General features: G+C 69.8%; 25 protein-coding genes and 1 tRNA gene. 20 read left to right on the plus strand and 6 right to left on the minus strand.

Annotated elements, in window-relative coordinates:
• Positions 1-2 precede the first annotated feature (2 nt).
• The 13 genes from ACZ4A5_RS04980 (at position 3) to ACZ4A5_RS05040 (ending at position 13,597) form a co-directional block, all read left to right on the plus strand.
• Positions 3-1,031, plus strand: coding sequence for a hypothetical protein (locus ACZ4A5_RS04980; protein WP_467578502.1), 1,029 nt, complete (start codon positions 3-5; stop codon positions 1,029-1,031).
• Positions 1,028-1,702 carry a hypothetical protein gene (locus tag ACZ4A5_RS04985; RefSeq protein WP_467578504.1) on the plus strand — a complete coding sequence of 225 codons (675 nt, stop codon included), beginning with the start codon at positions 1,028-1,030 and terminating at the stop codon, positions 1,700-1,702. Before ACZ4A5_RS04980 ends, ACZ4A5_RS04985 begins: the two co-directional genes overlap by 4 nt.
• Positions 1,699-2,193 (plus strand): hypothetical protein, encoded by a 495-nt coding sequence (locus ACZ4A5_RS04990; protein ID WP_467578506.1) that lies wholly within the window; start codon positions 1,699-1,701, stop codon positions 2,191-2,193. The genes ACZ4A5_RS04985 and ACZ4A5_RS04990 overlap by 4 nt, the downstream gene beginning before the upstream one ends.
• Positions 2,190-3,161, plus strand: coding sequence for a hypothetical protein (locus ACZ4A5_RS04995; RefSeq protein ID WP_467578508.1), 972 nt, complete (start codon positions 2,190-2,192; stop codon positions 3,159-3,161). The genes ACZ4A5_RS04990 and ACZ4A5_RS04995 overlap by 4 nt, the downstream gene beginning before the upstream one ends.
• A 316-nt stretch (positions 3,162-3,477) precedes the next feature.
• Complete coding sequence (locus tag ACZ4A5_RS05000) at positions 3,478-4,593, plus strand: conjugal transfer protein (RefSeq protein ID WP_467578510.1); 1,116 nt, start codon at positions 3,478-3,480, stop codon at positions 4,591-4,593.
• A gap of 93 nt (positions 4,594-4,686) precedes the next feature.
• A complete protein-coding gene (locus tag ACZ4A5_RS05005; protein ID WP_398869568.1) occupies positions 4,687-4,920 on the plus strand; it encodes a hypothetical protein in 234 nt (77 codons plus the stop codon).
• Positions 4,917-5,570, plus strand: a complete 654-nt coding sequence (locus tag ACZ4A5_RS05010) for a hypothetical protein (protein ID WP_467578512.1) — start codon at positions 4,917-4,919, stop codon at positions 5,568-5,570. Before ACZ4A5_RS05005 ends, ACZ4A5_RS05010 begins: the two co-directional genes overlap by 4 nt.
• Before the next feature lie 12 nt (positions 5,571-5,582).
• Positions 5,583-8,138: an ATP-binding protein gene (locus ACZ4A5_RS05015; RefSeq protein ID WP_467578514.1), complete on the plus strand. Its 2,556-nt coding sequence runs from the start codon at positions 5,583-5,585 to the stop codon at positions 8,136-8,138.
• Entirely contained in the window at positions 8,135-8,707 is a 573-nt protein-coding gene (locus ACZ4A5_RS05020; protein WP_467578516.1) for a hypothetical protein, read from the plus strand. Before ACZ4A5_RS05015 ends, ACZ4A5_RS05020 begins: the two co-directional genes overlap by 4 nt.
• Positions 8,704-10,815, plus strand: coding sequence for a TrbL/VirB6 family protein (locus tag ACZ4A5_RS05025; protein WP_467578518.1), 2,112 nt, complete (start codon positions 8,704-8,706; stop codon positions 10,813-10,815). Before ACZ4A5_RS05020 ends, ACZ4A5_RS05025 begins: the two co-directional genes overlap by 4 nt.
• A complete protein-coding gene (locus ACZ4A5_RS05030; RefSeq protein ID WP_467578520.1) occupies positions 10,812-11,597 on the plus strand; it encodes a hypothetical protein in 786 nt (261 codons plus the stop codon). Before ACZ4A5_RS05025 ends, ACZ4A5_RS05030 begins: the two co-directional genes overlap by 4 nt.
• Before the next feature lie 58 nt (positions 11,598-11,655).
• Positions 11,656-12,828: a peptidase M23 gene (locus tag ACZ4A5_RS05035; protein ID WP_467578522.1), complete on the plus strand. Its 1,173-nt coding sequence runs from the start codon at positions 11,656-11,658 to the stop codon at positions 12,826-12,828.
• 58 nt (positions 12,829-12,886) lie between these two features.
• Positions 12,887-13,597, plus strand: a complete 711-nt coding sequence (locus ACZ4A5_RS05040) for a hypothetical protein (protein WP_467578524.1) — start codon at positions 12,887-12,889, stop codon at positions 13,595-13,597.
• Between the two features lie 85 nt (positions 13,598-13,682).
• On the opposite strand, the gene ACZ4A5_RS05045 is transcribed toward ACZ4A5_RS05040, so the two are convergent.
• A tRNA-Gly gene (locus ACZ4A5_RS05045) sits at positions 13,683-13,756 on the minus strand.
• 255 nt (positions 13,757-14,011) lie between these two features.
• On the opposite strand from ACZ4A5_RS05045, the gene ACZ4A5_RS05050 reads away from it, so the two are divergent.
• The 3 genes from ACZ4A5_RS05050 to ACZ4A5_RS05060 all read left to right on the plus strand — a co-directional run bounded on the left by ACZ4A5_RS05050 (position 14,012) and on the right by ACZ4A5_RS05060 (position 15,386).
• Positions 14,012-14,206 carry a hypothetical protein gene (locus tag ACZ4A5_RS05050; protein WP_390751892.1) on the plus strand — a complete coding sequence of 65 codons (195 nt, stop codon included), beginning with the start codon at positions 14,012-14,014 and terminating at the stop codon, positions 14,204-14,206.
• An 82-nt stretch (positions 14,207-14,288) separates the two neighbouring features.
• Positions 14,289-14,864, plus strand: coding sequence for a dCTP deaminase (gene dcd, locus ACZ4A5_RS05055; protein WP_071962992.1), 576 nt, complete (start codon positions 14,289-14,291; stop codon positions 14,862-14,864).
• 24 nt (positions 14,865-14,888) lie between these two features.
• Entirely contained in the window at positions 14,889-15,386 is a 498-nt protein-coding gene (locus tag ACZ4A5_RS05060) for a phosphoribosyltransferase (RefSeq protein WP_467578528.1), read from the plus strand.
• A gap of 119 nt (positions 15,387-15,505) precedes the next feature.
• On the opposite strand, the gene ACZ4A5_RS05065 is transcribed toward ACZ4A5_RS05060, so the two are convergent.
• Together ACZ4A5_RS05065 and ACZ4A5_RS05070 are read right to left on the minus strand one after the other, a co-directional pair.
• Complete coding sequence (locus tag ACZ4A5_RS05065; RefSeq protein WP_467578699.1) at positions 15,506-16,504, minus strand: Yip1 family protein; 999 nt, start codon at positions 16,502-16,504, stop codon at positions 15,506-15,508.
• Positions 16,505-16,747: 243 nt separating this feature from the next.
• Positions 16,748-19,027, minus strand: coding sequence for a (Fe-S)-binding protein (locus ACZ4A5_RS05070; protein WP_467578530.1), 2,280 nt, complete (start codon positions 19,025-19,027; stop codon positions 16,748-16,750).
• Between the two features lie 267 nt (positions 19,028-19,294).
• On the opposite strand from ACZ4A5_RS05070, the gene dnaK reads away from it, so the two are divergent.
• Genes dnaK through ACZ4A5_RS05090 form a run of 4 tightly spaced genes read left to right on the plus strand, consistent with a single transcriptional unit; the run spans position 19,295 to position 23,464 of the window.
• A complete protein-coding gene (gene dnaK / locus ACZ4A5_RS05075; RefSeq protein WP_467578532.1) occupies positions 19,295-21,148 on the plus strand; it encodes a molecular chaperone DnaK in 1,854 nt (617 codons plus the stop codon).
• Complete coding sequence (gene grpE, locus ACZ4A5_RS05080) at positions 21,145-21,786, plus strand: nucleotide exchange factor GrpE (RefSeq protein ID WP_467578534.1); 642 nt, start codon at positions 21,145-21,147, stop codon at positions 21,784-21,786. Before dnaK ends, grpE begins: the two co-directional genes overlap by 4 nt.
• Before the next feature lie 42 nt (positions 21,787-21,828).
• A complete protein-coding gene (dnaJ, locus tag ACZ4A5_RS05085) occupies positions 21,829-23,001 on the plus strand; it encodes a molecular chaperone DnaJ (RefSeq protein WP_467578536.1) in 1,173 nt (390 codons plus the stop codon).
• 1 nt (position 23,002) lies between these two features.
• Positions 23,003-23,464 (plus strand): heat shock protein transcriptional repressor HspR, encoded by a 462-nt coding sequence (locus ACZ4A5_RS05090; protein WP_361521335.1) that lies wholly within the window; start codon positions 23,003-23,005, stop codon positions 23,462-23,464.
• Positions 23,465-23,531: 67 nt separating this feature from the next.
• Here ACZ4A5_RS05090 and ACZ4A5_RS05095 read toward each other — a convergent pair whose 3' ends face one another.
• From ACZ4A5_RS05095 to ACZ4A5_RS05105, 3 genes are all read right to left on the minus strand, one after another.
• Positions 23,532-23,903, minus strand: coding sequence for a hypothetical protein (locus ACZ4A5_RS05095; protein WP_467578538.1), 372 nt, complete (start codon positions 23,901-23,903; stop codon positions 23,532-23,534).
• 109 nt (positions 23,904-24,012) lie between these two features.
• Entirely contained in the window at positions 24,013-24,417 is a 405-nt protein-coding gene (locus ACZ4A5_RS05100; RefSeq protein ID WP_467578540.1) for a pyridoxamine 5'-phosphate oxidase family protein, read from the minus strand.
• A 24-nt stretch (positions 24,418-24,441) separates the two neighbouring features.
• Positions 24,442-25,020, minus strand: a complete 579-nt coding sequence (locus tag ACZ4A5_RS05105; protein ID WP_467578701.1) for a Uma2 family endonuclease — start codon at positions 25,018-25,020, stop codon at positions 24,442-24,444.
• Positions 25,021-25,033 lie beyond the last annotated feature (13 nt).

A 25,033-nucleotide genomic window follows, 5' to 3' on the forward strand; every position in this document is an offset into this window, starting at 1 on the left:
CCGTGGACGACGTACTGAAGGTCTCGGACTTCGCCGCCTACCGCGCGGGCCTGGAGGAGCAGATCAAGACGTTCGCCCTGGGCGTCAAGCGCGAACAGGGCGAGGTCGAGGAGATCCTGGGCGAGATCCTCGGCCGCCTGAACGCCCTGGAGGCCACCGCCTCCGGCGGTGCCGGGGCCGGTGGCCATCTTCCGTGGTCGCTGCGGGCCACGGAGCGGGACTGGCAGGACCTGGCCGACTGGCTCGACTGGTTCGGGCGGCACTACGCGCCTCAGCTCCACCTGCGCATCTGGCCCTGCTGGCCGAAGCACGGCGGTGTCGTCGAGGAGCTCGCCGCCCTCCGCGCGGCCTGGTGCGCGGCCGTCGAGGCCGACGCCGACCCCACCCGGAGCGGCTCCGAGCTCGCGTACTGGCACCAGATGTGGCTGTGGCCCACGGTCGAGCGCATCCGGCAGAACTACATGTTCGCCGAGTGCGAGACCGACCACTCCCCGGACCGCCCCGGCCGCCCCACCGACACGGCCGCCCTCAGCGCCCGCGTCGCCGAGGCGGAGGCCGAGCGCCGCCGTCTGGAGAACGCGCGGTACGCCTTCTTCGCCGAGGTCCCGCGGGGGTGGACCGCCGAGCGGCCGGACGGCCTGTGGCGCAGCGCCGACGACGGCTGGGAGTACCTCTCCCTGCTCGACTGGGAGTGGCACGCCGCGGCGGAGCTGCCGGTGGAACGGGAGATCCTGCGTCCGCTCGCCGCCGAACGCGCGCTGGAGCTGGCCGCGGACCGGCAGGCGTGGGTCACGTACTGGGCCCACTTCACCGACGAGGCCGACTGGCAAGCCGGGGCGCCGCCGACCACGGTGGTCCGGCGGCGGCGCAGCCCGGAGCGCATCCTCGACGAGGCGTACGGCCCGGACGGCTGGGAGCCGACCGACGCCGTCCACGACTTCCTCAGCGCCCGGCCCTCCGACCCGCCGCACCTGGTGGAGATCGACGCGGCGGAGGCGGCACGGCTGGCGAACGGGGACACGGAGCTGTGAGTACGGACAAGCCGGCCGGCGCCTGGCGCGAGAGCCGCTCCGACGACGCCCGCCCGCTGGAGCTGACGGCGGAGGAGAACCGCCTCGTCACGGCCCGCTGGGAAAAGGCCCGCGCGGCCCACGGACAACTCGACGCCGTCCTGGACGCCTTCGTTGCCCGTTCGGGAGAAGCGATCGGCGCCCGGCTGGAAGGAAAGCGGTACCGGCTGAAGGGCCTTCTCGCCTTCCGCCGCCAGGCCGCCGCGCGAAAGCGCCTCCGTGTCGATGTGGGGGCATTCGCGCGCAAGATCAGTGACCTCAATCGCTACACCGTCGTACTCGCAACCGATCACTACACGGCGGGCGTCCGACAGGCGTACGCCTTCCTGCACGAGCAGGGCTTCGAGCTCGTACCCGGCTCGGAACGGAACACCTGGGAGGACCCCCTCTACAAGGGATTCCGGGCGGCCTGGCAGCGGCCGGGCGGAGAGGACCGATTCGAGATCAGGTTCCACACGGACGCGAGTTATGCGGTCCAGTCGGAGAACCATCTCCTTTACGATCTCTACCGCTCCGGCCGGGTGCGCGATGCGGCGGCTGACGGCGCCGAGTTCTCGAAAGCGCGCGAGCAGGCGGCCGAGCTGGTGCAGAGCGGGCGGTACGGCATGAAGTCGGGAGAGGAAGGCCGATGATGAGCGAACAGTACGAGTACTTCGTCGAGGTGCCGGAGGGCTACACCCCGGAGCGGCCGGACGGGCTGTGGCGGCGTTCCGGGGAGGAATGGGAGTACCTGTCGCTGCTCGACTGGCAGTGGCACAACATCAAGGACACGAACGTCACACACCCGCCGGCGGCGAAGATTCTGCACGAGGTCACGGCCGAACGGGCCGCCGAGCTCGAAGCCGACCGGCAGGGCTGGGTGCGGTACTGGGCCTATTACTCGAACGAGCGCAGGTGGCGGGCCGGCCAGGGTCCCAAGACCGTGGTGCGGCGGCGCAGGAGTCCTGAGCGCATTTACGACGAGACGTTCATGTCGGACAACGTGTGGGAGCCCGACAGCGCCATCTTCGAATTCTTCGACGCGCGCCAGACGACTCCGCCGCATCTGATCGAGCTCACTGCCGATGAGGCCGAGCGGCTTCTTCAGGAGCTCCGTGGCGTGATGGGGGCCACCGAACTGTGAGCGGATCGGATGTCGGTGCTTGGCAGGGGGCCAAGGAGAAGTCCGAGGACCATCTCAAGCTGACCCCCGAACAGAATCGTCTGGTCACCGCCCGCTGGGAGGCGGCCCAGGAGGCGCGTGGCCGTCTCGACGGCATCATGCGGGGAATCGAGGACCGATCGGTCTCGCGCGGCGGAAAGCTGGAGGGTCTCGAGAACTCCCTCAAGGGGCTCGATTCCTTCCGGCGCAAGGCCGCGGTCGAGGTCAAGCGAAACGGTGGCGACGCCCAGGAAGTCTGTGAGGACGTCGACGACCTCAACCGCTACACGCTGACCTTCGAGGCGGACGCCTACGTCGAGGGGACGAATCAGGCTTATGCGGAGCTGCGGTCGCGCGGATACGAGACCCTCTCCGAGACGAACACCTGGGAAGACCCGGTCTACAAGGGGGTCAACACCACCTGGCAGCACCCGGAAACCGAGGAGAAGTTCGAGCTTCAGTTCCACACCCCGGAGAGCTTCGCGGCCAAGTCCGAGAACCACGAACTCTATGAACTGACGCGGTCGGGAAAGTTCGAACAGATCGGCGCGGGCGACAAGGAGCTCGCCAAGTCGTACAAAGAAGCCGCGGATCTCCTGCAGAACGAGCGGTACGCGAACGTACGCATCCCGCCGGGCGCGGAAGAACTGCGTGAGCCATTGGTCCGGGCCAAGCTCAACCCCGATGTCGATCCTGAGATCGTCCAGGAGGTCCGGGTCATGGAAGCCGACCTCCGCGCCACCCACGAGGCCGCTGCTGCCCAAAGGAATGAGCAGCAGCAATCGGCACTCCTCGGCACAGCCTTGGAGGAATCGCTGCAGAAAGAAGGCCCCGGCCTACGCAACAGATTGGCTACAAAAACCGAGCCAAAGCAACAGTCACGCACCGCGGCCCCCATCGCCGACCCTCTCCCGGCCCAGTCCCGAGGCCGCGGGCCGGCGCTGATGTAAGGGGTGAAGAGGCCGGGCGGTCCGAATGGGCGTGATGGGGGCCACGCGATCGCGGGGCGGCGTTCCTGAAAGGCCCGCCTTGTCGGGAATTCCGGATGCAGAACCGGTAAGAGTTCGCTCACTCCTGGTCACTCATTGGACAAATCAAGCTGTTTGACGATCAGTAATAGGCCCACGTACTGTCCAGGCACTCAGGCCTTGTACGGGGGAAGGGTCACCAAGGTTGAGCACGTTCAAGACGGTCATGCGGCGGATACTGAATCTGCCGGAGCCGAAAGGCGATAAGGCCACAGCAACTCCCATTGCGGACAAGCCTTTGACGCCCGCCGCCCCCACGGCTCCCGCCGCTTCCGTACCCGCCGGCCTTCAGCAGTGGACCGACGCCGCGGCGCGGCTCCAGGCCCAGACGTCCGGCCCCGCCCGCACCGAGCCGGTGCCGCCGGAAGCGGGGGCCAAGGCCGCGTCCGACAGCCAGGTTCCGTGGCGGATCGAGGACGAGAAGAGCGGCGCCAAGTTCGCGGTGAAGGTCGGCCGCGGTGTGCTCTGGGGCGTCGTCGCGCTGGCCGTGATCACCGGTGTCCGGTCGTGGATCTGGGCGCCGGCCCCGGCCAAGCCCGCCCCGGCCAAGGCCGACAGCGGGCCGCGGTATCCGGTCGAGGAGGCGCAGGCGGTCGCCGCGCGGTTCGCGCGCTCGTATCTGACCTGGGACGAGGGCGACCCGCAGGCGCGGGCCGCCGCCCTCGCGCGGGACATGCCGAGGGGAGCCGACACCAGCGACGGCTGGAACTCCAAGGGGCACCAGCAGGTGCTCGTCGTCCAGCCGAGCACCGTCTCCGTGCTCGGTGACAAGCGCGCCCGCGTCCGGGTGGACGTCCTCGTGAACACTCCCGACGCCGCCCCCGCGCCCGCCGACAAGGGCGACAAGAAGGACGACGGCAAGAAGGACGACAGCAAAAAGGACGACGGCAAGAAGGACGCCAAGTCCGCCACCCGGTGGATGGGCCTGGAGGTCCCCGTCGTCCAGGCGTCCGGCCGCGTCGTCGTCACCGGCCAGCCCGGCATCGTCGGTGTGCCGAACAGCGGCCCGTCCGTCCCGGCGGCGGACAGCAAGAGCAACGACATGGACTTCGGCGGCAAGACCCGTGGTGTGATCGAGGAGTTCTTCTCGAAGTACGCCACCGGCGAGTCCGACTCGGTGGCCGCGCCCGGCGCTTCCATTCCCGCCCTGCCGTCCGGCATGGCCCTCGACTCGGTCCGCAACTGGACCGTGGACGAGGGAAGCGGCACCGACCGCGTCGGCACCGCGGTCGTCAGCTGGAATGTCGGCGGTGCCGCGATCGAGCAGACCTACCGCGTCAAGGTGACCCGCGTGTCGTCCGCCCAGGCCGAGCGCTGGCAGGTCGCCGAGGTCCACGGCGGACTCACGCCGTAGCCGGCCCGCGCGGCCGTCACTCCTCCACCTTTTCCGCCGGTCCCCCGGCATTCATCGATTCACCGCTGCCCGTCTCACCACGAGGGAAATACGATGCAACTTGCGCTGACCAGTGGCGCCGACCTCAAGAACTGGGTGTTCCTGATCGCGGGGAACATCTTCCTGATCGTCCTCGCGGTCAGGGCCATCGGCCACTACGCGAAGCGCGAATGGGGCGAGCTCCTCGGCCACTTCCTGGCCGGTGTGGTCGTGGCCGGCTTCGTCTTCGCGCCGGACGCCTCGAAGAACATGCTGACCGAGGTCTGGAACAAAGTGGCCGGCGCATGAGGGTGGGGCACACGTTCACCCGCCACTTCGACCTGGAGACACGGCAGCACGAGCTGTTCGGCATGGACCTCGGCGAGGGTCCCTCCCGCCGGGTCCTGGTGACCGGTGCCGCGATCTACGCGGTCTGGGTGGGCGGCTTGCTGCTCGTCTTCGGCTTCCCGTCGCAGTTCCTCTTCACGCTCTACTTCGCCCCGCCCGCGCTCATCACGTTCTACGGCGCGCAGCGCTCCCGGCGTAACGAGCGACGGTGGAACCTCACGCAGTGGGCCCTGGCGGTCCGCTATCTGACGGTCGGGCACCGGCCGGTCGTCAACGGCGGCCGGCGCGCCGCCGACCGCAGCGAGTGGCTGCCGCTCCGGGCCCGCCTGGGCGACCGGACGGAAACGCTCCTGGACCTCCCGGGCATGGGGGTCTTCGAGGGCGTCCTCGGTGGCGAGGAGCCCAAGCCGACGGCGGGCCGCCAGGCGAAGCTCGACGCCAGGCCCCGGCTCTACGGCCCGGACCACGTCTACCGCGCGCGGATGCGCGGCCTCTCCGGCAAGGAGCGCAAGGCCGCCGAGCAGGCGGCGGCCCAGCAGCAGGCGCAGAGCGCGGCCCAGCAGGCATGGACGGGCAGTGCGGCGCACCGGCCCGGCCCGAATGGCACGTAAAGGTAGCCGACATTGAAGTTGTTCAAGGGCATCGCCCGTTTTCTCGGCGTCGAGGGTGACCGTTCCGCCCCGCCGCCCCGCTACGTCGCCCTCGCGGACGGCCTGGTCGTCACCGAGACGCACGCCGAGGCGTGGTTCGTCCTCTCGGGCTCCAACACCGACCTGATGTCGGAGAGCGCCCGGGACGCCGAGCACGACCAGGCGAGCAGCGCGCTGGCCCGTACGCTCTCCGGCCACGACTGCCACCTGAAGGTGCTGTGGGCGCCGCTGAACGCCGCCGAGTACCGGAACGAGGCGGACACCCTCTTCTCGGCCGGCAACTACGCGGAGTGGGCCGACATCCGTGTCGAGCGCCTCGACGACCTGGAGCTGCCGACCCGGCTGCTGCTGCTCGGCGTGCGCATCTCCGAGCGCTCCACCCAGGCCAAGGCCCGGGGCAGCCGGGGCGTGCAGGAGGCCCTGGGCATCAGCTCGACCTCCGTCTCCCAGAAGGAGATAGCCCGTCTCGACGCGCTCACCCGGCGCCTGGGCCGGCAGCTGGAGACGACGCCGTGGAAGGCGCAGCCGGCCACGGTCGAGATGCTGGCCTGGATGGTCGCCCGCGAGCAGCGCCGCGGCACCGTGCTGCCGACGCCGGGTGGCGACGGCCTCATATCCGGTGCCAAGCTGGCCCAGCTCACCCGCGGCCGCGTCCTGCCCTACCCCGACCACCTGCGCTTCGTCGACCAGCAGGGCGAGACCACCTCCTGGACCGCGATCCTCACCATGGACGGCTTCCCGGAGGAGATGGAGTCCCCGGGCGCGGGCGAGTGGCTGCGCGCCGTCGCGGAGATCACCTACGTACCCGAGTACGCCGATGACGACCACGACGCCGACATCCAGGTCAAGCCGGTCAACCCCGAGCCCTCCGTCCGCTTCAAGGTCCTGCACAAGCGGGACGCCCTGAAGGCGATCGACGAGGTGCGCAGGCTCGCCAAGGAGCAGCGGCAGAGCGCCGCCAAGCACTCCGCCGGCGAGACCGCGCAGGAGATCGAGGAGACCGAGGAGACGATGACGGGCCTCTCGCGCGACATGAAGCGCGAGGACGTCACGCTGATGGAGGACCACCCCCGCCTGATCGTCAGCAGCGATGTCTCGCTGGACGATCTGCGCGCCCGCTGCGACGCCGTCATCGGCTACTACGGCGGCCTGGGTATCGAGGTCAGCGTCGCCGCCGAGGAACAGCGCGAGCTGTGGCTGGAGTCCCAGCCCGGCGACATGCTGCGGGTGCCGGACCTGGTGCACACGCGCACGGTCGGCGCGTTCGCCGGCTCCTGGTTCTGGGGCGGCGCCTCGGTCGGTGACGACACGGGCCCGGCGATCGGCTACCTGACCGGCTCGACGCCCGGTGTCGTGCGCAACGACCTGACCGGTGGCTCCGAGCGCGGTGACGCCACGACCACGGCGTTCATCGGGCGAAGCGGCCGCGGCAAGACGACCGCGATGATGCTGTCCCTGCTGGACTCCGGCTTCCGCGGCTCGTTCGTGCTGGCCCTGGACTTCAAGGGCGACATGGGCGGCCTCGTGTCGGCCGGGCAGCGCTTCGGGCTCAACGCCCATCTGATCGAGACCGGGGCGCAGTTCGCGGGCGTCGCCGACCTCTTCACCCTGCTCTCCGGCGAGAGCGCCGAGCGCGCGCAGACCGAGGTCCCGGCGCAGCTCGGCATCGCCCTGCCGCAGCACCTGCGCATGCGGGGCGCGGAGACCCCGATCCAGAGTGCGGTCAACGAGACCATCGCCGCGGGCGACCCCGCGACCTGGAAGGTCATCGAGCGGCTGCGGCGCTCCGAGGACGAGCTGTCCCGCGAGGCGGGCAACGCCCTCTACGAACTGTCGCTGACCGGCCTCGGCGCGCCCTTCATGGGCAAGCCGGACGGCTCGTCGCTGCTCATGCCCACACCGGGCATCTGGGTCGTCCAGGTCCCCGGCATCACGCTGCCGTCCCCCGACGACGACCGCGACGACTGGTCGGTCCACCAGCGGCTCTCGGTCGCCCTCGTCCACTCGCTGCTGGCGTACGGCATCAGCATGGCCGGCCGGAAGGACCTGCGCGGCCTGCGCAAGGTCGTCGCGGTGCCGGAGGTGCACGTGCTGACGGCGACCCGGGAGGGCAGCTCGTTCCTCCAGTACATCGCCCGCGTCGGCCGCGCGCTGCACACGGCCCTGGTCGTCGACACCCAGGACCCGGAGTCGCTGGCCAGCCTCACCGGCCTGGTCGAGCAGATGACGACCGTCTTCGGCTTCCAGCTCACGACGCCGGAACAGCAGGACGCGATGGCGGCCCTGCTCGACCTCCCGAAGGGCGACCACACACGCCAGCTCATCCAGGCGATCGGCGTCGACGTGACGCAGGAGATCCGGCACGGCCACTGCATCATGCGCGACCGCCGCTTCAACAGCGCGACGGTGCAGTTCGACGTGCCGTCGCTGGAGGTGCTGGAGCTGCTGAGTACGACGCCGAAGACGACGGGCGTCGGGGCGGACCCGATGTCGATGAGCAAGCCCGAGCCTCAGGGGGCGAACGCGTGAAGCGGATGACAGCGATGGCCGCCGTGGTGGCGTCGATCCTGGTGGTGACGGGGTGTTCGTCGTCCTCGGACAGCAAGGGCGGGCAGGCCGGCGGTAATCCGGGCGCCGACAAGGAGGAGCGCGCCCGGGCGGACGCGGAGGCCCAGGCGAGGGCGAAGGACGAGGCGGCCATGAAGGACGCCGCCGTCCGGTACACGAAGGCGAGCGTCGGCAACGACGTACGGACGATGTGCGGCCTGATGACCCCGAACAAGCAGGGGGACGGCGGCCTCGAAGGCTGTGTGAAGAACTTCCAGGACCGGGACGGCGAGAAGCCCGATGCCGTCGGCACCGTGGCCACCGAGGGCGGGCCGCTGACCGTCCCGCCGGTCAAGGACCATCCCGAGGGGACGGGTCTGATGGTCACGGAGAAGACCGCCGACGGCGCGCGGATCTCCGCCTACCGGTGGGCCGTTCGCATGGTCAAGAACGACGGCACGTGGCTGGTCGACCAGTTCACGCACATGCGTGACGAAGACATGTCGGCCGCCAGTCCCGTCCGCAGCGCCCTGATGAGGTCCTCGGGATGAGGATTCCCCGCTTCCGGAACCTCGCGATACCCCTCCTCGGTGCGCTCACCACGCTGATGGCGACAGCCGGGGCCGCGGCGGCCGACGACAAGTTCGACAAGTACAAGCCGGCGGGCATCGGCGACCTCCTGCGCACCCCCCGCATCGGGCAGGGCGGCGGCCAGACCCTCTACGAGCAGTTCGGCGCCGCGCTCTACTACCGGCTGGACAGCGAGCTGGGCTGGAAGGACATCGGCTGGTCGATGCTCAACGGCATGGCCGAACTCTTCATGGGACTGACGGTCTTCGTCACCCAGTCGGCCGTGGTCGCCGTCCAGTGGACGATGGACCTCACCAAGGTCCAGGACATCCACGACGCGATCATCAAGTCCATATCCGGCGCGGCCGGGACGGTTTCCGCGACCTTGCTGCCCTCGGCCCTGGCCGTGGGCGCCATGGTGGCCTGGGCCAACCACCGCAAGGCGAGCGGCAGCGGGCTCAGCCAGCTCGGCTGGGTGGCGGCCTCCGGCATTCTGGCGGTCTCGCTTATCTCGACCCCCCAGGTGTGGGTCGACGGCATCGACAGCGTGCGCGAGGTCGGTGCCAGCATCGCCGCGGAGGCCACCAGCGCCGGCCTGGACCGCGATGTGAAGGAGCCCTTCGAGGTCAAGGGGGACGCGAACCTCGGCCAGACGGAGGACGACAACAAGCCGAAGACGGACCCCAAGGAGCAGAAGAAAGCCGAGGAGTCGAAGAAGAACAAGCTGGTCCGCAAGTCCACCGACGCGATCTGGCGCTCGTATGTCGTCACTCCCTGGTGCATCGCCGAATTCGGCAACCTCAACACCTGCAAGCAGTTCGGCGAGGAAACCCTCAGGAAGACGGACAAGCCGACGGACGACGACGATTTCGATGACGCCCGCAAGGAGTACCTGAGCAAATCCCTCAGTGACAAGAAGATCGGCACACCGGCCATGAAGTGGCGGCAGGGCAAGAACGCCGGCCGCGTCACGGTCGCGATCGCCGCCTTCGTCTGCGCCGCGCTCTTCGCCGTCCTCGCCATCGCCCTGGCCTTCGCCTCCCTCGCCTCGCTGATCGGCGCGCTGATGCTGCTGCTCGCGGGAGTGGTCTTCGCCTGTCTGTGGGTGATCCCCGGCAGACCGCGGCAATGGGGCATGCGCTGGTTCGACGCCCTTCTGGGCTTCGCCATGCAGTCGTTCGTGAGCACGATGGTGCTGGGCGTCGTCCTGGTCCTGAACACCGTCAGCATCACGATGCTGGGCACGTACGGCTACTTCGCCTCCGCCGGTGTCAGCATCACCAGCGCGATCGTGGCGTTCAAGTTCCGTTCCGTGATGGAGAGCATCGTCGGTGTCTCCGGCACGCTGACTCCCGGCGGCTCGGCACTGGGCATGGCGATGGGACGCGGGGCCAGCCGCATGGCCGGAAAGGCGACTGGCTGGACGGCCGGGAAGGCCGCGCGCGGTACCGGCCGGGCCGGCAAGCAGGCCGGCAGGTTCGCGGCCACGGGAGCGCGGAAGGGCGCGAAGGCCTTCGACGAGAAGGTCTCCCATGTCGGTAAGGCCATGGCCATGAGTTCCTGGGCCGCGACCAACAGCACCGTCCCGCTCGGTGTGCGCGGAGGCGCCAAGTCCCCGGCCGGATCGGACCGGCCGGGCGCGGACGGGCGGAGCACGGGCTCGGACGGCCCGCGCGCTGCCGGTGGGGCGACCCGGGCGGGCGCGTACCGCAGGGGCGCGGGCACCAGCGTGGACCTGCCGGAGCGGCGTACCACCAGCGTGGCCAGCGTGCACCCGAAGTCCGCGACGGCGACGGTCGCCGCTCACCGAGGGCGGGGGCGCGCCCAGAACGACCAGGGCGCCCAGAACAACCCGAAGGCACGGAACGGCTCCGAGCAGGCGCCACGTGCGCAGAGTGCCCACAGCCGACGCAACGCGGCGTCGTCGAAGCCCGCCAAGGGCCAGGGCGCCCACGAGTTCCGCCGGGGGCCGAAACTCGGCAGCAAGCCCCGGCAGCCGCGCGTGGCCCCGCCCAGCAGCGCGACGGTCACCGTGCGGCGGAACGCCTCCGCAAGTGCCCCCGCCCGCCGCCGCAGGAGGACCAAGTGAGCAAGGACAAGGGGCCCAGGAACCCTGCCGAGTGGCGGGAGTTGCTCAAGGCTCCGTACGAATACCCGGAGGAGATCGAGACGGCGCCCAAGCGGTCCCTGCGCCGCCGGGCCCGCAAGGTCTACCGGCAGGGCCAGAAGGTGGAGGTCAAGCGCCGTCTCGCGGAGGAGCGGCGCCGGGAGCCGGTCACCGCGGGCGGTGCCATCCTGGTGATCGCCGGGTTCCTGGCCCTCGGGGCGGCCGCCACGCACTGGTGGCCGGCTCACGACGCTCCGGCGCGGGTCGTACAGCCGGGCACCGAGGCGGACACGCACACCGCGGAGGCCCCGTCCCGGGCGCCCGGCGCCGACCCGGCCGCCTCGCCCTCCCCCTCCGGCTCCGCCAAGCCGGATCTCGGCAAGCCGGAGAAGACGGCGGAGGACTGGGCACGGGCCTACTGGGCCCGTAACCCGCCGGTGGACAAGACACACAAGGCGGCGGTGGACCGTGCGGCGCCGTGGATGACCTCCGCTCTGCGGGACAACCTCCGGCAGTTCGACGACAAGGCGTGGGGCGAACTGGTCTCCAACGGGGGCGTGTCCACGGTGGACAAGGTCACCGTAGGCCCGGCCGACGACGACCGGGTGAGCCGGCAGGCGGACACGCCGACGCGCGTGTGGCGCAAGGTGACCGTGGACACGACGGTCGCGGGCTATCGCAAATACACCGAGACCAAGGTCTTGCTGACCGAGATCATGCGCGGCGACGACGGCTGGCGCGTGGGCAGGATCCTGGGGGTCTGAGTCGTTGGACGGACGTGAGGCCCTCGCCCTGGCGGCGGGGGGAGCCCGACGTGCCCTGATGATCAAGCTGGGCCTGCCGGTCGCGGCCCTGTTCATGGCCTTCCTGATCCTGTTCGGAGCGCTCGGTGGCCTCGGCGGCAGTGGCGGTGCGTACGCCATGGGCTGCGGCAAGCCGGGCCAGCCCGCCGACGACGGCGCGTCGGGCAACGGCAGCAAGGGGGACGCGACGGGCGGGGCGGGCAAGGAGCTGCGCGCGCGCCAGGTGGCGAACGCGAAGATCATCGACCAGGTCGCCAAGGACGGCAAGCTGCCCGGCCGGGCCACGCTCATCGCGCTGATGACGGCGCTCGCCGAGTCCCAGCTGGACAACATCAACTACGGGGACCGGGACTCCCTCGGTCTCTTCCAGCAGCGGCCTTCGTCGGGCTGGGGCACGAGGGAGCAGATCCTGGACCCCAAATACGCGGCCCACATGTTCTTCTTCGGCGGTGACAGCGGCGACCCGCCGGGGCTCGACGACGTCCCGTGGGAGAACCTCTCGCTGAACGACGCTGCCCAGAAGGTGCAGCGCTCCGGTTTCGCCGACGCCTACGGACCGAAGGAGACCCAGGCCCGCAGCATCGCCAAGGAAGCGGGCATCGACCTGGAGCGCTCGGGCGAGAACCACCCCGGCAAGTCCGACAGCAGCGGATCGAGCGGCAAGCCCGCGGACAACGGCAAGGGCAGCAAGGACCCCGACGAGCCGCCGGAGACATGCGACACGTCCGGTACGGGCGAACCCGGCAAGCCGGGTGAGCCGTTCCACGACGGCAAGTCGTCCTGGCCCGACGTCGTCAAGAACCGCCACTCCACCGAGGACGCGATCAAGTGGGCGCGCGCCGAGGCGGACAGCCACCGTTCGGACTGGTACCAGAAGTGCCTGGCCTTCACCTCGATCGCGTACGGCTGGAACTCCTCCGGCACCAATTACGCCATCGACCACTACACGGACGTCATGCCCAAGGACATGCGCCACGACGGCGACCGCAACCCGCCGCCGGGCGCCCTGATGTTCTGGGACACCGGACACCGTGCCGGACATGTCGCGATCTATGTCGGGGACGGCAAGGTCGCGTCCAACGACATCGTGACGCCGGGCGAGATATCCATCGTGCCCGCCACCGACATCGAGACGAAGTGGGGTGCGAAGTACCTGGGCTGGTCACCCCCCTACTACCCCAACGCGGGATGACCCGGGTGATGATGGTGCCGCCGAACCGAAGGGGACCGGCGGGAAGTAAGGATTGGCCATGCCTGTTGTGACGGACCTCGACTCGGTCCCGCTGACACCCGTGTACACGATCGTGATCAGCGCCACGGGAGAAACCACCGTCGACGGGGAGCCGGTCGAGAACCTGCCGGGGCAGGACGCGCGCACGTCGGCCCTGGCCGACATCCGCGTCCGGGCCGCACGCCGCGGGCATCCGGTGCGGATCAACGCCAAGGAGCCCGACGGCTCGGTCTGGCCTTTGATAGTCGACCACGATGGCGCGGTGACACCGCTGGACGCTCCGCACCCCGCGCCGGTGGCCCCTCCTGCACCCGCCGCCCCACTCGCGTCCCTCACCGAGCGGACCGGGCCGCTCGAACCCCGCCACGCGGCCCTGCTCGGCCGGGTCGTCACCGCCGAGCTGCGGGGCGACCTGGCGGGCGCGGCGGCCGCGGCAGCGGACCTGGAGACCGCGCTGACCGCCGACCTCGGCCCCCTCCACCCGCACACCCTCGGCGCGCTGGCCACCCGCGCCTGGCTGTCCCTGCTGCTGCGCGACGACTGGGCCGCCGCCACCCGGCTGCACGTCCTCGCCGCCGAGCGCCGCCGCCAGGCCGGGGCCCCGGACGTGGAGACGCGCCGCGCGGCCCGCAACGCCCATGCCGCCTGGGCCCTGTTGCGCGCGGTCGACCCGGCGTCGGCGGCGGCCCTCCGCCCGGAGCTCGGCCGGATCGCGCACCTGACGGCATGACCGGCGGTGCCGCGCCCGCGGCCCGCAAGACCGGGGGATCCGCACAACAAAGAAGCCCCGGGCCGACGGCCTGGGGCTTTCTCATTGGAGCGGGTGACGAGAATCGAACTCGCGCTCTGAGCTTGGGAAGCTCATGTTCTACCATTAAACTACACCCGCGCGGACGCCCGTTTCGGAGCGTCGTATCGTCGCACACTCTACCCCATCGAAGACCCCCGGCGCACGTGCCGTGAGGGTCTTCACGGCTTTTGCGGGGTTGGTGAAGGGGGTGGGGACACGGCCTCGGGGGGCGGGAGTTGGGGCGTACGGTGGGGGGTGACAAGTCGGCGGGGGCGGCCGGGAGTGCCGGGTGCGGGTCGCTGCGATACATCCCCTAATGTGGCTTTTGTCTTTCATGTCGTGCCGGAGGCGCGCATGAGCAACACCATGGGGAAAGGGAGCTCGATGGAGCGCACCGTCGTTCGTTGTGCCGAAGGGCACGTGTTCAGCACCGCTTCGTTCCCGATGCAGAACCTCGGTCCCGGCCGGCTCGGCCCGGGGCGGCTGCTCCGCTGCCCGCGCTGCGCCCGGCTGCGGCATTCCGTGCCGGTGGCGGTCCAGAAGCGGTGATCAAGGAGTCCTGAGTGCCTCGCGGGCCCGGTCCGATCGGACCGGGCCCGCGTTGTCCGTCTTCTCCGCGTATCCTCGACCCGTGCTTCTCTCAGACAAGGACATCCGGGCCGAGATCGACGCCGGCCGGGTGCGCATCGACCCGTTCGACGAATCGATGGTGCAGCCCTCGAGCATCGATGTGCGGCTGGACCGCTACTTCCGGGTGTTCGAGAACCACCGGTACCCCCACATCGACCCGGCGGTCGAGCAGGCGGACCTCACGCGTGAGGTGGTGCCGGAGGGTGACGAGGCGTTCATCCTGCACCCCGGTGAGTTCGTGCTCGCCTCGACGTACGAGGTCATCACGCTCCCCGACGATGTGGCCTCCCGTCTGGAGGGCAAGTCCAGCCTCGGCCGGCTCGGCCTGCTGACGCACTCGACGGCCGGCTTCATCGACCCCGGCTTCTCCGGTCATGTGACGCTGGAGCTGTCGAACATGGCCACGCTGCCGATCAAGCTGTGGCCGGGAATGAAGATCGGGCAGCTGTGCATGTTCCGGCTGACCTCACCCGTCGAGCATCCTTACGGGTCCGCGAAGCACGGCTCCCGCTATCAGGGCCAGCGCGGGCCGACGCCCTCGCGGTCCTTCCAGAACTTTCACCGCACACAGGTCTGAGCAGGGACAAGGCGAACAGCAACAGTGAGTGACAAGCGCGAGAATCTGACCTACCCCCTCTTCGGGCAGGCCATCCGTGAGCTGGCGCAGACCGTCGCGGACGACGGCTACGAGCCGGACATCATCCTCTCCATCGCACGTGGCGGCGTCTTCGTCGCGGGTGGCCTGGCGTACGCGCTGGACTGCAAGAACATCCACCTGGTCAACGTGGAGTTCTACACCGGTGTGGGCACCACGCTGGAGATGCCGGTGATGCTCGCGCCGGTGCCCAACGCGATCGACTTCTCCGAGAAGAAGGTCCTGATCGTCGACGACGTCGCCGACACGGGCAAGACGCTCAAGCTCGTCCACGACTTCTGCCTCGGCACGGTGGCCGAGGTGCGCAGCGCCGTGATCTACCAGAAGTCGCACTCCCTGGTGGACTGCGAGTACGTCTGGAAGCGCACCGACGAGTGGATCAACTTCCCGTGGAGCGTGGAACCGCCGGTCGTCCGGCGTGAGGGTCAGGTCCTCGACGCGTAAGCCTGCTACGCGCATAAATGCGAGTGCGCGTAAATGCGTAGAGGCAGCAGCGCATAGGGAAGGGCCCCGGTCGCGAAGTGGTGCGACCGGGGCCCTTCCCCATGACATACGGGCGACCGCTACAGCGTGCCCAGCTTGATGATCGACAGCAGCGCGACCAGCTGGATCGCGGACGCGCCCAGCGCCTTCGGCCACGGCAGGTCGTGCGACTTGCTCACCATCGAGGTGAACAGCGCGGCGGCCGCCAGCCAGGTCGCCCAGCCGAGCACCTGGACGATCGTGCTGTCCCCGCCCAGGAACATCGCGAAGAGCAGCCTCGGCGCGTCCGTGATCGACATGATCAGCATCGACAGACCGACCGTCGGCTGCCATATGCCGTCGCCGCCGAGCTGCCGGGCGAGGGTGTGGGTGACGGCCCCGAGGATCAGGCCGGAGATCACGACGATCACGCCGGTCATCAGCACCCACGGGATGCTGTTCGCGAGCGTGGCGTGCAGGACGTCGTCACGGGCCTTGTCGAAGCCGAAGACGGCGAGCAGGCCGTAGACGAAGGTGACGATCACGGCCGGGACCCACACCGCGTGGTCGCGCGTCTGCCAGAAGGTGGCCGACGGGCGCAGGACGATGCCCTTCAGCAGCTCCTTCCACGGCAGACGCGGCCCGGCGGGCGGCGCGGGCATCTGCTGCCCCGCGCGGTAGGTGTCGCCGCCGCCGTACGAACCGTCGCCGTAGGAGCCACCGCCGTACGTGCCGCCGCTGTAGGAGCCGTCGCCGTAGCCGTCGTTGTGCGGGCCGTGGCCGTACGGGCCGCCCGCCGGGCCGCCGTTGTACGCGCCGTAGGCGTCCGGCGCCTCGCCGACGCTGAACTGCTGTGTGTGGCCCGGATCGTCGGCGCTCCGCCCGTGGTGCGGGGCGGGGCGGCCGGGGTCGTACTGACCGTAGCCCTGCTGCGGGCCACCGCCGAAGTACTCCGGCTCGTCGTGCCCCGGTGGCTGCTGCCACTGCTGACCGCCGCCCTGAGCACCGGTCTGACCGCCGTACGGGGCCTGGTACCGCTGCCCCGGGCGCTGTCCTTGCTGCGCGGGGCCGGGGTCGTGTGAGTCCCGTCCGCGTCCCATCCTGAATCCAGCCACGCTTCGAACGTACCCGCTCCTGGGAAGTGCGGAGCCGGGGGCGGGGAATCGGCCCCGCCATTGCTGCCGTCCTGTGACATCCCTTAGGGGAAAACTCAGGGCCCGGCGAGGTGTGAAGCGGCGGCGCCGGCAAATGGAGAGCGCGTCACACCGGACGACGAAGGCCGGTCCCCGCGATGTCACGCGGGGACCGGCCTTCGTCAGGAATGCGCGATGCCTGCCAGTCGGCTACTTCACCGGTTCGGGCTCGGGTGCGTCGGCGGTTTCCCCGTCGCCCTCGGGCTCGACCGGTGCCTTGACCGATTCGAGGAGGAGCTGGGAGACGTCGACGACCTGGATGGATTCCTTGGCCTTGCCCTCGTTCTTCTTGCCGTTGACCGAGTCGGTCAGCATGACGAGGCAGAAGGGGCAGGCGGTGGAGACGATGTCCGGGTTGAGGGACAGGGCCTCGTCCACGCGCTCGTTGTTGATGCGCTTGCCGATGCGCTCCTCCATCCACATGCGCGCGCCGCCGGCGCCGCAGCAGAAACCGCGCTCCTTGTGGCGGTGCATCTCCTCGTTGCGCAGGCCCGGCACCTTCGCGATGATCTCGCGCGGCGGCGTGTAGACCTTGTTGTGGCGGCCCAGGTAGCAGGGGTCGTGATACGTGATCAGGCCCTCGACCGGGGTGACGGGGATCAGCTTGCCCTCGTCGACGAGGTGCTGGAGCAGCTGGGTGTGGTGGATGACCTCGTAGTCGCCGCCGAGCTGCGGGTATTCGTTGGCGATGGTGTTGAAGCAGTGCGGGCAGGTCGCGACGATCTTCTTCTTCGCCTTCTCGACCTTGACGCCTTCCTCACCCTCTTCACCTTCGGCGGACTCGCCGAACGCCATGTTGAGCATCTCGACGTTCTGCTGGCCGAGCTGCTGGAAGAGGAATTCGTTGCCCAGGCGGCGGGCGGAGTCACCGGTGCAGTTCTCGTCGCCGCCCATGATGGCAAACTTCACGCCGGCGATGTGCAGGAGCTCGGCGAACGCCTTGGTGGTCTTCTTCGCCCGGTCCTCCAGGGCGCCGGCGCAGCCCACCCAGTAGAGGTAGTCGACCTCGGTGAGGTCCTCGATGTCCTTGCCGACGACGGGGACCTCGAAGTCGACCTCCTTGGTCCACTGCAGGCGCTGCTTCTTGGCCAGGCCCCAGGGGTTGCCCTTCTTCTCGAGGTTCTTGAGCATCGTGCCCGCCTCGGAGGGGAAGGAGGACTCGATCATGACCTGGTAGCGGCGCATGTCGACGATGTGGTCGACGTGCTCGATGTCGACGGGGCACTGCTCGACGCAGGCGCCGCAGGTGGTGCACGACCACAGCACGTCGGGGTCGATGACGCCGTTCTCCTCCAGCGTCCCGATCAGCGGCCGCTCCGCCTCGGCCAGGGCCGCCGCGGGGACGTCCTTCAGCTGCTCGGCGGTGGCCTTCTCGGTGCCCTCCATGTCCTTGCCGCCGCCGGCCAGGAGGTAGGGGGCCTTGGCGTGCGCGTGGTCGCGCAGCGACATGATCAGCAGCTTCGGGGAGAGCGGCTTGCCGGTGTTCCAGGCGGGGCACTGCGACTGGCAGCGGCCGCACTCGGTGCAGGTGTCGAAGTCGAGGAGGCCCTTCCAGGAGAAGTGCTCGATCTGGGAGACGCCGAACTGGTCGTCCTCGCCCGGGTCCTCGAAGTTGATCGGCTTGCCCTCGCTGACCATCGGCAGGAGCGCGCCCAGGGCGACGCCGCCGTCGGACTCGCGCTTGAACCAGATGTTGGGGAAGGCGAGGAAGCGGTGCCAGGCGACGCCCATGTCGGTCTTGAGGGAGATCGTGATCATCCAGATGAAGGACGTCGCGATCTTGATCATCGCCACCAGGTAGGTGACGTTCTGCAGCGTCTCGAGGCTGAGCCCCCTGAAGGCCGCGACCAGCGGGTACGAGGCGAAGTACCCGACCTCGTAGTGGTCGACGCCGTGGAGGGCGCCCTCCAGGCCGCGCAGCGTCATGATGCAGGCGCCGACGATCAGGATGACGGCCTCGACGAAGTACGCCTGGCCGAAGTTGGAGCCCGCGAAGCGGGACTTGCGGCCCGCCTTGCCCGGCTTGCTCAGCTGCCGGATGACGATCAGAGTGAGGATGCCGAGCGTCGTCACCAGGGCGAAGAACTCGACCCAGAGCTCGTACGGCAGCCAGTCCCCGATGACCGGCAGCAGCCACTCGGCCTTGAAGAGCTGGCCGATCGCGTTGACGATCGTGATCAGCAGCGAGAAGAAGCCCAGGGCCACGCCCCAGTGCGCGACGCCGACCACGCCCCAGCGGTTCATCCGGGTGTGGCCGAGGAACTCCTTGGCCACCGTGACCGTGCGCCGCACGGGCTCGTCGGTGCGGGTGCCGGCGGGGATGGGCTGACCGAGCCGCAGCTGGCGGTAGATCTGCAGGACGGCACGGCCGAGCAGCGCGACGCCGACCGCGATGGTTACCAGCGACACGATGATCGCGGCGAGTTGCATGGAGGGGCTCCTCGGACCTGCGCGAGCGGGATTACTAATGGGTAACTTATCCAGTCCGTACGAGACTACTCACTCCCGCGCCCCCGATATAGGCGCACCGCCGGTGATCTGTGTCGCTCGGACCCCCCTCGGCGCCCCTTCCCCGGACCCGCCCTGCGCATAAGACCCGCATAAGAGTTGAGCGCCCTCGACTCATCTCCGTTGACAGCGGGAGATCTGTGTTGCACGCTTGAGTCTGTTCCACTCAAGTCAGCTGGAGGAATCGACATGGCACGTGCGGTCGGCATCGACCTGGGTACGACGAACTCCGTCGTCAGTGTTCTCGAAGGCGGTGAGCCCACCGTCATCACCAACGCCGAGGGCGCCAGGACCACGCCGTCCGTCGTCGCCTTCGCGAAGAACGGTGAGGTCCTGGTCGGCGAGGTCGCCAAGCGCCAGGCCGTCACCAACGTCGACAGGACCATCCGGTCGGTCAAGCGCCACATGGGCACCGACTGGAAGATCAACATCGACGGCAAGGACTTCAACCCGCAGCAGATGAGCGCCTTCATCCTGCAGAAGCTCAAGCGGGATGCCGAGGCCTACCTGGGCGAGAAGGTCGTCGACGCGGTCATCACCGTCCCGGCGTACTTCAACGACTCCGAGCGCCAGGCCACCAAGGAGGCCGGTGAGATCGCGGGCCTCAACGTCCTGCGCATCGTCAACGAGCCGACCGCGGCCGCCCTGGCGTACGGCCTCGACAAGGACGACCAGACCATTCTGGTCTTCGACCTCGGTGGCGGCACCTTCGACGTCTCGCTGCTCGAGATCGGCGACGGCGTCGTCGAGGTCAAGGCGACCAACGGTGACAACCACCTCGGTGGTGACGACTGGGACCAGCGCGTCGTCGACTACCTGGTCAAGCAGTTCCAGAACGGCCACGGCGTCGACCTGTCCAAGGACAAGATGGCCCTCCAGCGCCTCCGCGAGGCCGCTGAGAAGGCGAAGATCGAGCTGTCCTCGTCCACCGAGACCACGATCAACCTGCCCTACATCACGGCGTCCGCCGAGGGCCCGCTGCACCTGGACGAGAAGCTCACGCGCGCCCAGTTCCAGCAGCTGACCGCGGACCTGCTGGAGCGCTGCAAGACGCCGTTCCACAACGTCATCAAGGACGCGGGCATCAACCTGTCCGAGATCGACCACGTGGTCCTGGTCGGCGGTTCCACCCGTATGCCCGCCGTCGCCGAGCTCGTCAAGGAGCTGACCGGCGGCAAGGAGGCCAACAAGGGTGTGAACCCGGACGAGGTCGTCGCCATCGGCGCCTCGCTCCAGGCCGGTGTCCTCAAGGGTGAGGTCAAGGACGTCCTGCTGCTCGACGTCACCCCGCTGTCCCTCGGTATCGAGACCAAGGGCGGCATCATGACCAAGCTGATCGAGCGCAACACCACGATCCCGACGAAGCGCTCCGAGATCTTCACGACGGCCGAGGACAACCAGCCGTCCGTGCAGATCCAGGTCTACCAGGGCGAGCGCGAGATCGCGGCGTACAACAAGAAGCTCGGCATGTTCGAGCTGACCGGTCTGCCGCCGGCCCCGCGTGGCGTCCCGCAGATCGAGGTCTCCTTCGACATCGACGCCAACGGCATCATGCACGTGACCGCGAAGGACCTGGGCACGGGCAAGGAGCAGAAGATGACCGTCACCGGCGGCTCCTCGCTCGCCAAGGACGAGGTCGACCGCATGCGCCAGGAGGCCGAGCAGTACGCGGAGGAGGACCACCGCCGCCGCGAGGCCGCCGAGACCCGCAACCAGGGCGAGCAGCTCGTCTACCAGACCGAGAAGTTCCTCAAGGACAACGAGGACAAGGTCCCGGCCGAGGTCAAGACCGAGGTCGAGACCGCTGTCGGTGAGCTGAAGGAGAAGCTCAAGGGCGAGGACACGGCCGAGATCCGCACCGCGACCGAGAAGGTCGCCGCGGTCAGCCAGAAGCTCGGCCAGGCGATGTACGCCGACGCGCAGGCCGCCCAGGGCGCCGCCGGTGCCGAGGGCGCTGCCGGCGCCGGCCAGGCCAAGCCCGAGGACGACGTCGTGGACGCCGAGATCGTCGACGACGAGAAGCCCAAGGGCGGTGCGGCGTGACCGAGGAGACCCCGGGTTTCGACGAGAAGCCTGAAGTCCCCTCCGACGCCCCCCCCGAAGACGCGGCGCAGGGCGCCGGGTCCGCCGACCAGGCGGGCCCGGCCCCGGCCGGGGAAGAACTGGTCGAGGTAGGGCTCCAGGCACAGCTGGACCAGGCCCAGTCGGCGCTCAGTGAGCGCACGGCTGACCTCCAGCGGCTCCAGGCCGAGTACCAGAACTACCGTCGCCGTGTGGAGCGGGACCGGGTCACGGTCAAGGAGATCGCCGTCGCGAACCTCCTGTCCGAGCTCCTCCCCACGCTCGACGACATCGGCCGCGCCCGTGATCACGGCGAGCTGGTCGGCGGCTTCAAGTCCGTCGCCGAGTCGCTGGAGACGGTCGTCGCCAAGATGGGCCTGCAGCAGTTCGGCAAGGAGGGCGAGCCCTTCGACCCGCTGGTGCACGAGGCGCTGATGCACAGCTACGCGCCGGACGTCACCGAGACCACGTGCGTGCAGATTCTGCAGCCGGGGTATCGGATCGGCGAGCGGACGATCCGCCCCGCGCGGGTCGCGGTCGCCGAGCCCCAGCCGGGCGCGCAGAAGGGCGACGGCGAGGGCGACGAGGCCGACGAGAGCGGTGGCCCGGACAAGGGCTGACGCTATGACCGACCGCAGTGACCGGAAGGAGGGACGCCGGGGATGAGCACCAAGGACTTCGTCGAGAAGGACTACTACAAGGTCCTCGGCGTGCCCAAGGACGCCACCGAGGCCGAGATCAAGAAGGCGTACCGGAAGCTCGCACGCGAGAACCACCCGGACGCCAACAAGGGCGACACCAAGGCCGAGGAGCGCTTCAAGGAGATCTCCGAGGCGAATGACGTCCTCGCCGATCCCAAGCGCCGCAAGGAGTACGACGAGGCACGCGCCCTCTTCGGCAGCGGCGGCTTCCGTCCCGGGCCGGGCGGCGCGGGCGGCGGCTCCTTCAACTTCGACCTGGGCGACCTCTTCGGGGGCGCCCAGGGCGGGGCGGGCGCCGGCGGGTTCGGCGGCGGTCTCGGCGATGTCTTCGGCGGCCTGTTCAACCGCGGCGGCGGCACGCGTACGCAGCCCCGGCGGGGCCAGGACATCGAGTCCGAGGTGTCGCTCAGCTTCACCGAGGCGGTCGACGGGGCCACGGTCCCGCTGCGGATGTCCTCCTCGGCGGCGTGCAAGACGTGCTCCGGCACGGGCGACAAGAACGGCACGCCGCGGGTCTGCCCGACCTGCGTCGGCACCGGTCAGGTGTCGCACGGCTCGGGCGGCGGCTTCTCGCTGACCGACCCCTGTCCCGACTGCAAGGGCCGCGGGCTGATCCCCGAGAACCCCTGCGACGTCTGCAAGGGCAGCGGCCGGGCCACGTCCTCGCGCACCATGCAGGTCCGCATCCCGCCGGGCGTCTCCGACGGCCAGCGGATCCGGCTGCGCGGCAAGGGCGCCCCGGGCGAGCGCGGCGGGCCGAACGGCGATCTGTATGTCGTCGTCCACGTTGACACCCACCCGGTCTTCGGGCGCAAGGACGACAACCTCACCGTCACCGTGCCGGTCTCCTTCGCGGAGGCGGCGCTGGGCGGCGAGGTGAAGGTGCCGACGCTCGGCGGCCCCCCGGTCACCCTCAAGCTGCCGGCGGGCACGCCCAACGGCCGTACGATGCGCGCCCGGGGCAAGGGCGCGGTGCGCAAGGACGGCACCCGCGGCGACCTCCTCGTCACCGTCGAGGTGGCCGTGCCGAAGGAGCTCGACGACAAGGCGCGGGACGCCCTCCAGGCGTACCGCGAGGCGACGGCGGGCCAGGACCCTAGGGCCGAGCTGTTCCAGGCCGCGAAGGGAGCATGAGATGGACGGCCGACGACGGCGTTTCGAACCAGCACAGCCTTTCCAGCTGACCGACGAGTCGCCGGTCTATGTCATCTCCGTGGCCGCGCAGCTGTCGGGCCTGCACCCGCAGACGCTGCGGCAGTACGACCGGCTCGGCCTGGTCTCCCCGGACCGCACGGCCGGGCGCGGCCGGCGCTATTCGGCGCGCGACATCGAGCTGCTGCGGCAGGTCCAGCAGCTGAGCCAGGACGAGGGCATCAACCTCGCCGGCATCAAGCGCATCATCGAGCTGGAGAACCAGGTGTCCGCGCTCAAGGCGCGCATCGCGGAGCTCCAGGGCGCGGTCGAGGGCGCCGCCACGGCCATGCAGCAGCGTGAGGCCGCGGTGCACGCTTCGTACCGCCGCGACCTGGTCCCGTATCAGGACGTGCAGCAGACGAGCGCGCTCGTGGTCTGGCGCCCCAGGCGCGACCAGGGCTGAGCCGGTCCGGAGGGGCCCGGGGAGCGGCATGCTCTCCGGGCCCCTCCGTGTCTCCTCGCCGACGGCCTCAGCCGGTGAGGCGGAGGCGGACCTCCAGCTCGTGCTCGCCGGGGACCGTGCCGCGGCTCTCCACGGTGAAGGCCGTGGCCAGTTCCTCGCCGACCTGGCGCACGGGGTCCGCGGCACCGAAGAGATCGACGTCGACCGGGCCGGACAGCGGCACCGGCGCGCCCTTCGCGGGCGTGCGGCGGGTGCGGGCGTCGACGACCATGCACCACACCATGGGGTGCCCGGGGCCCGCCGCCTTCGTCTCGCTGCGCGGGGGCCCGGCGCCCTCGGGGAACGCGGCCTCCAGGGCGCGGAACACCGCGCCCGCGTCCTGGTGTCCGCAGCCGGTCAGGTGGACGCTGACGTGATCCGCGCTCTCGGCGCCGCTCATGACGTGGGTACTCCTCTTGCCGTCGAGTCTTGCCGTCGGGACGACCGTCATCCCGACGGTACGAGTGCCCGCGCCGCGCGGCATCAGCACAGGGCCAACCGGGGTCGGTTCAGACCAGCCCCAGCGCCTTGGTGACGGTGATCTCGACGAGGACGCGGTCGGGGTTGGGGGCGGGCGTCCGGCCGTACCGCTCGGCGTAGCGCGCGACGGCGTCCGCGACGGCCTCCGGCTCGGTGCGCACGACGGCGACGCCCTCCAGGGTGGCCCAGCGCCGCTCGCCTATCTGGCACACCGCGACCCGGGCGCCGTCCGCTCCGGCGGCCAGGATGTTCGCGATCTTGCGGCTGTCCTTGTTGGTGATGACCCGGGCGATCCCGGCCGCGGGATCGAAGGTGACCCCCACGGGCACCAGGTGCGGGCTGCCGTCGGGCCGGGTGGTGGTCAGGGTGCAGATGTGCCGCTCCCGCCAGAACTCGACGTAGGCGGGGGAGAGGTTGCGCAGATCGTGAGCCATGCCGGAAGCGTAGTCGTGGCCCGCTCAGGCGAGGTCGGACGTCTCCAGGTCGAAGGCGAACGGCTCGGGGAGGGGAAGCGGCTTGCCGAAGGCCGTGGAGTGGACCTCCGCGTAGTCGTCGATCGCGGGGTCGGGGTCGCTGTGCAGCGTGACGGTGCCCTGCTCACGGTCGACGAGGACGTAGAGCGGGATCCCGCCACGGGCGTAGCAGTGGCGCTTGGTGATGCGGTCGCCGTCCGGTTTGTTGCTGGTGACCTCGACGACCATGGCCACACCGTCGCAGGGCATCCACGAGGGAGCGCCGCGGAAGAGACGCAGCTCGCGCGGGGCGAATGTGGCGTCGGGGATCACGTGGTTCTTCGGGCACCGCCCTCCGCTGGGCATGAGCAGGCCCTTGTTGCCGGAGCAGTCCATGTCGGTGCGTGACATGCGCAGCACCTGACGGATGACTGTGCTCAGGTAGTCCTCGTGCTCGCCATCCGGTGCCGGTGACACGACAATCTCCCCCTCGATGAGCTCGGCCTTGAAGCCTTCAGGGGTCTCCAGGGCCAGAAAGCTCTCCAGGAGGAGTTCTTCCTGCGTAGCCGTCGGCTCGTATGCCATAGCAGTCATGCTG

The sequence above is a fragment of the Streptomyces sp. NPDC025618 genome, assembly GCF_055558795.1.

Bases quoted from the DNA above. Each gene is read 5' to 3' on its own strand.
- ACZ4A5_RS05010 (WP_467578512.1), top strand. From the start codon at position 4,917: ATGAGGGTGGGGCACACGTTCACCCGCCACTTCGACCTGGAGACACGG.
- ACZ4A5_RS05040 (WP_467578524.1), top strand. From the start codon at position 12,887: ATGCCTGTTGTGACGGACCTCGACTCGGTCCCGCTGACACCCGTGTAC.
- ACZ4A5_RS05095 (WP_467578538.1), bottom strand. From the start codon at position 23,903: ATGAGCGGCGCCGAGAGCGCGGATCACGTCAGCGTCCACCTGACCGGC.
- ACZ4A5_RS05065 (WP_467578699.1), bottom strand. From the start codon at position 16,504: ATGGGACGCGGACGGGACTCACACGACCCCGGCCCCGCGCAGCAAGGA.
- ACZ4A5_RS05070 (WP_467578530.1), bottom strand. From the start codon at position 19,027: ATGCAACTCGCCGCGATCATCGTGTCGCTGGTAACCATCGCGGTCGGC.
- ACZ4A5_RS05090 (WP_361521335.1), top strand. From the start codon at position 23,003: ATGGACGGCCGACGACGGCGTTTCGAACCAGCACAGCCTTTCCAGCTG.
- ACZ4A5_RS05025 (WP_467578518.1), top strand. From the start codon at position 8,704: ATGAGGATTCCCCGCTTCCGGAACCTCGCGATACCCCTCCTCGGTGCG.
- ACZ4A5_RS05105 (WP_467578701.1), bottom strand. From the start codon at position 25,020: ATGGCATACGAGCCGACGGCTACGCAGGAAGAACTCCTCCTGGAGAGC.
- dnaJ (WP_467578536.1), top strand. From the start codon at position 21,829: ATGAGCACCAAGGACTTCGTCGAGAAGGACTACTACAAGGTCCTCGGC.
- ACZ4A5_RS05050 (WP_390751892.1), top strand. From the start codon at position 14,012: ATGAGCAACACCATGGGGAAAGGGAGCTCGATGGAGCGCACCGTCGTT.
- ACZ4A5_RS05100 (WP_467578540.1), bottom strand. From the start codon at position 24,417: ATGGCTCACGATCTGCGCAACCTCTCCCCCGCCTACGTCGAGTTCTGG.
- ACZ4A5_RS05035 (WP_467578522.1), top strand. From the start codon at position 11,656: ATGATCAAGCTGGGCCTGCCGGTCGCGGCCCTGTTCATGGCCTTCCTG.
- ACZ4A5_RS04990 (WP_467578506.1), top strand. From the start codon at position 1,699: ATGATGAGCGAACAGTACGAGTACTTCGTCGAGGTGCCGGAGGGCTAC.
- dnaK (WP_467578532.1), top strand. From the start codon at position 19,295: ATGGCACGTGCGGTCGGCATCGACCTGGGTACGACGAACTCCGTCGTC.
- ACZ4A5_RS05005 (WP_398869568.1), top strand. From the start codon at position 4,687: ATGCAACTTGCGCTGACCAGTGGCGCCGACCTCAAGAACTGGGTGTTC.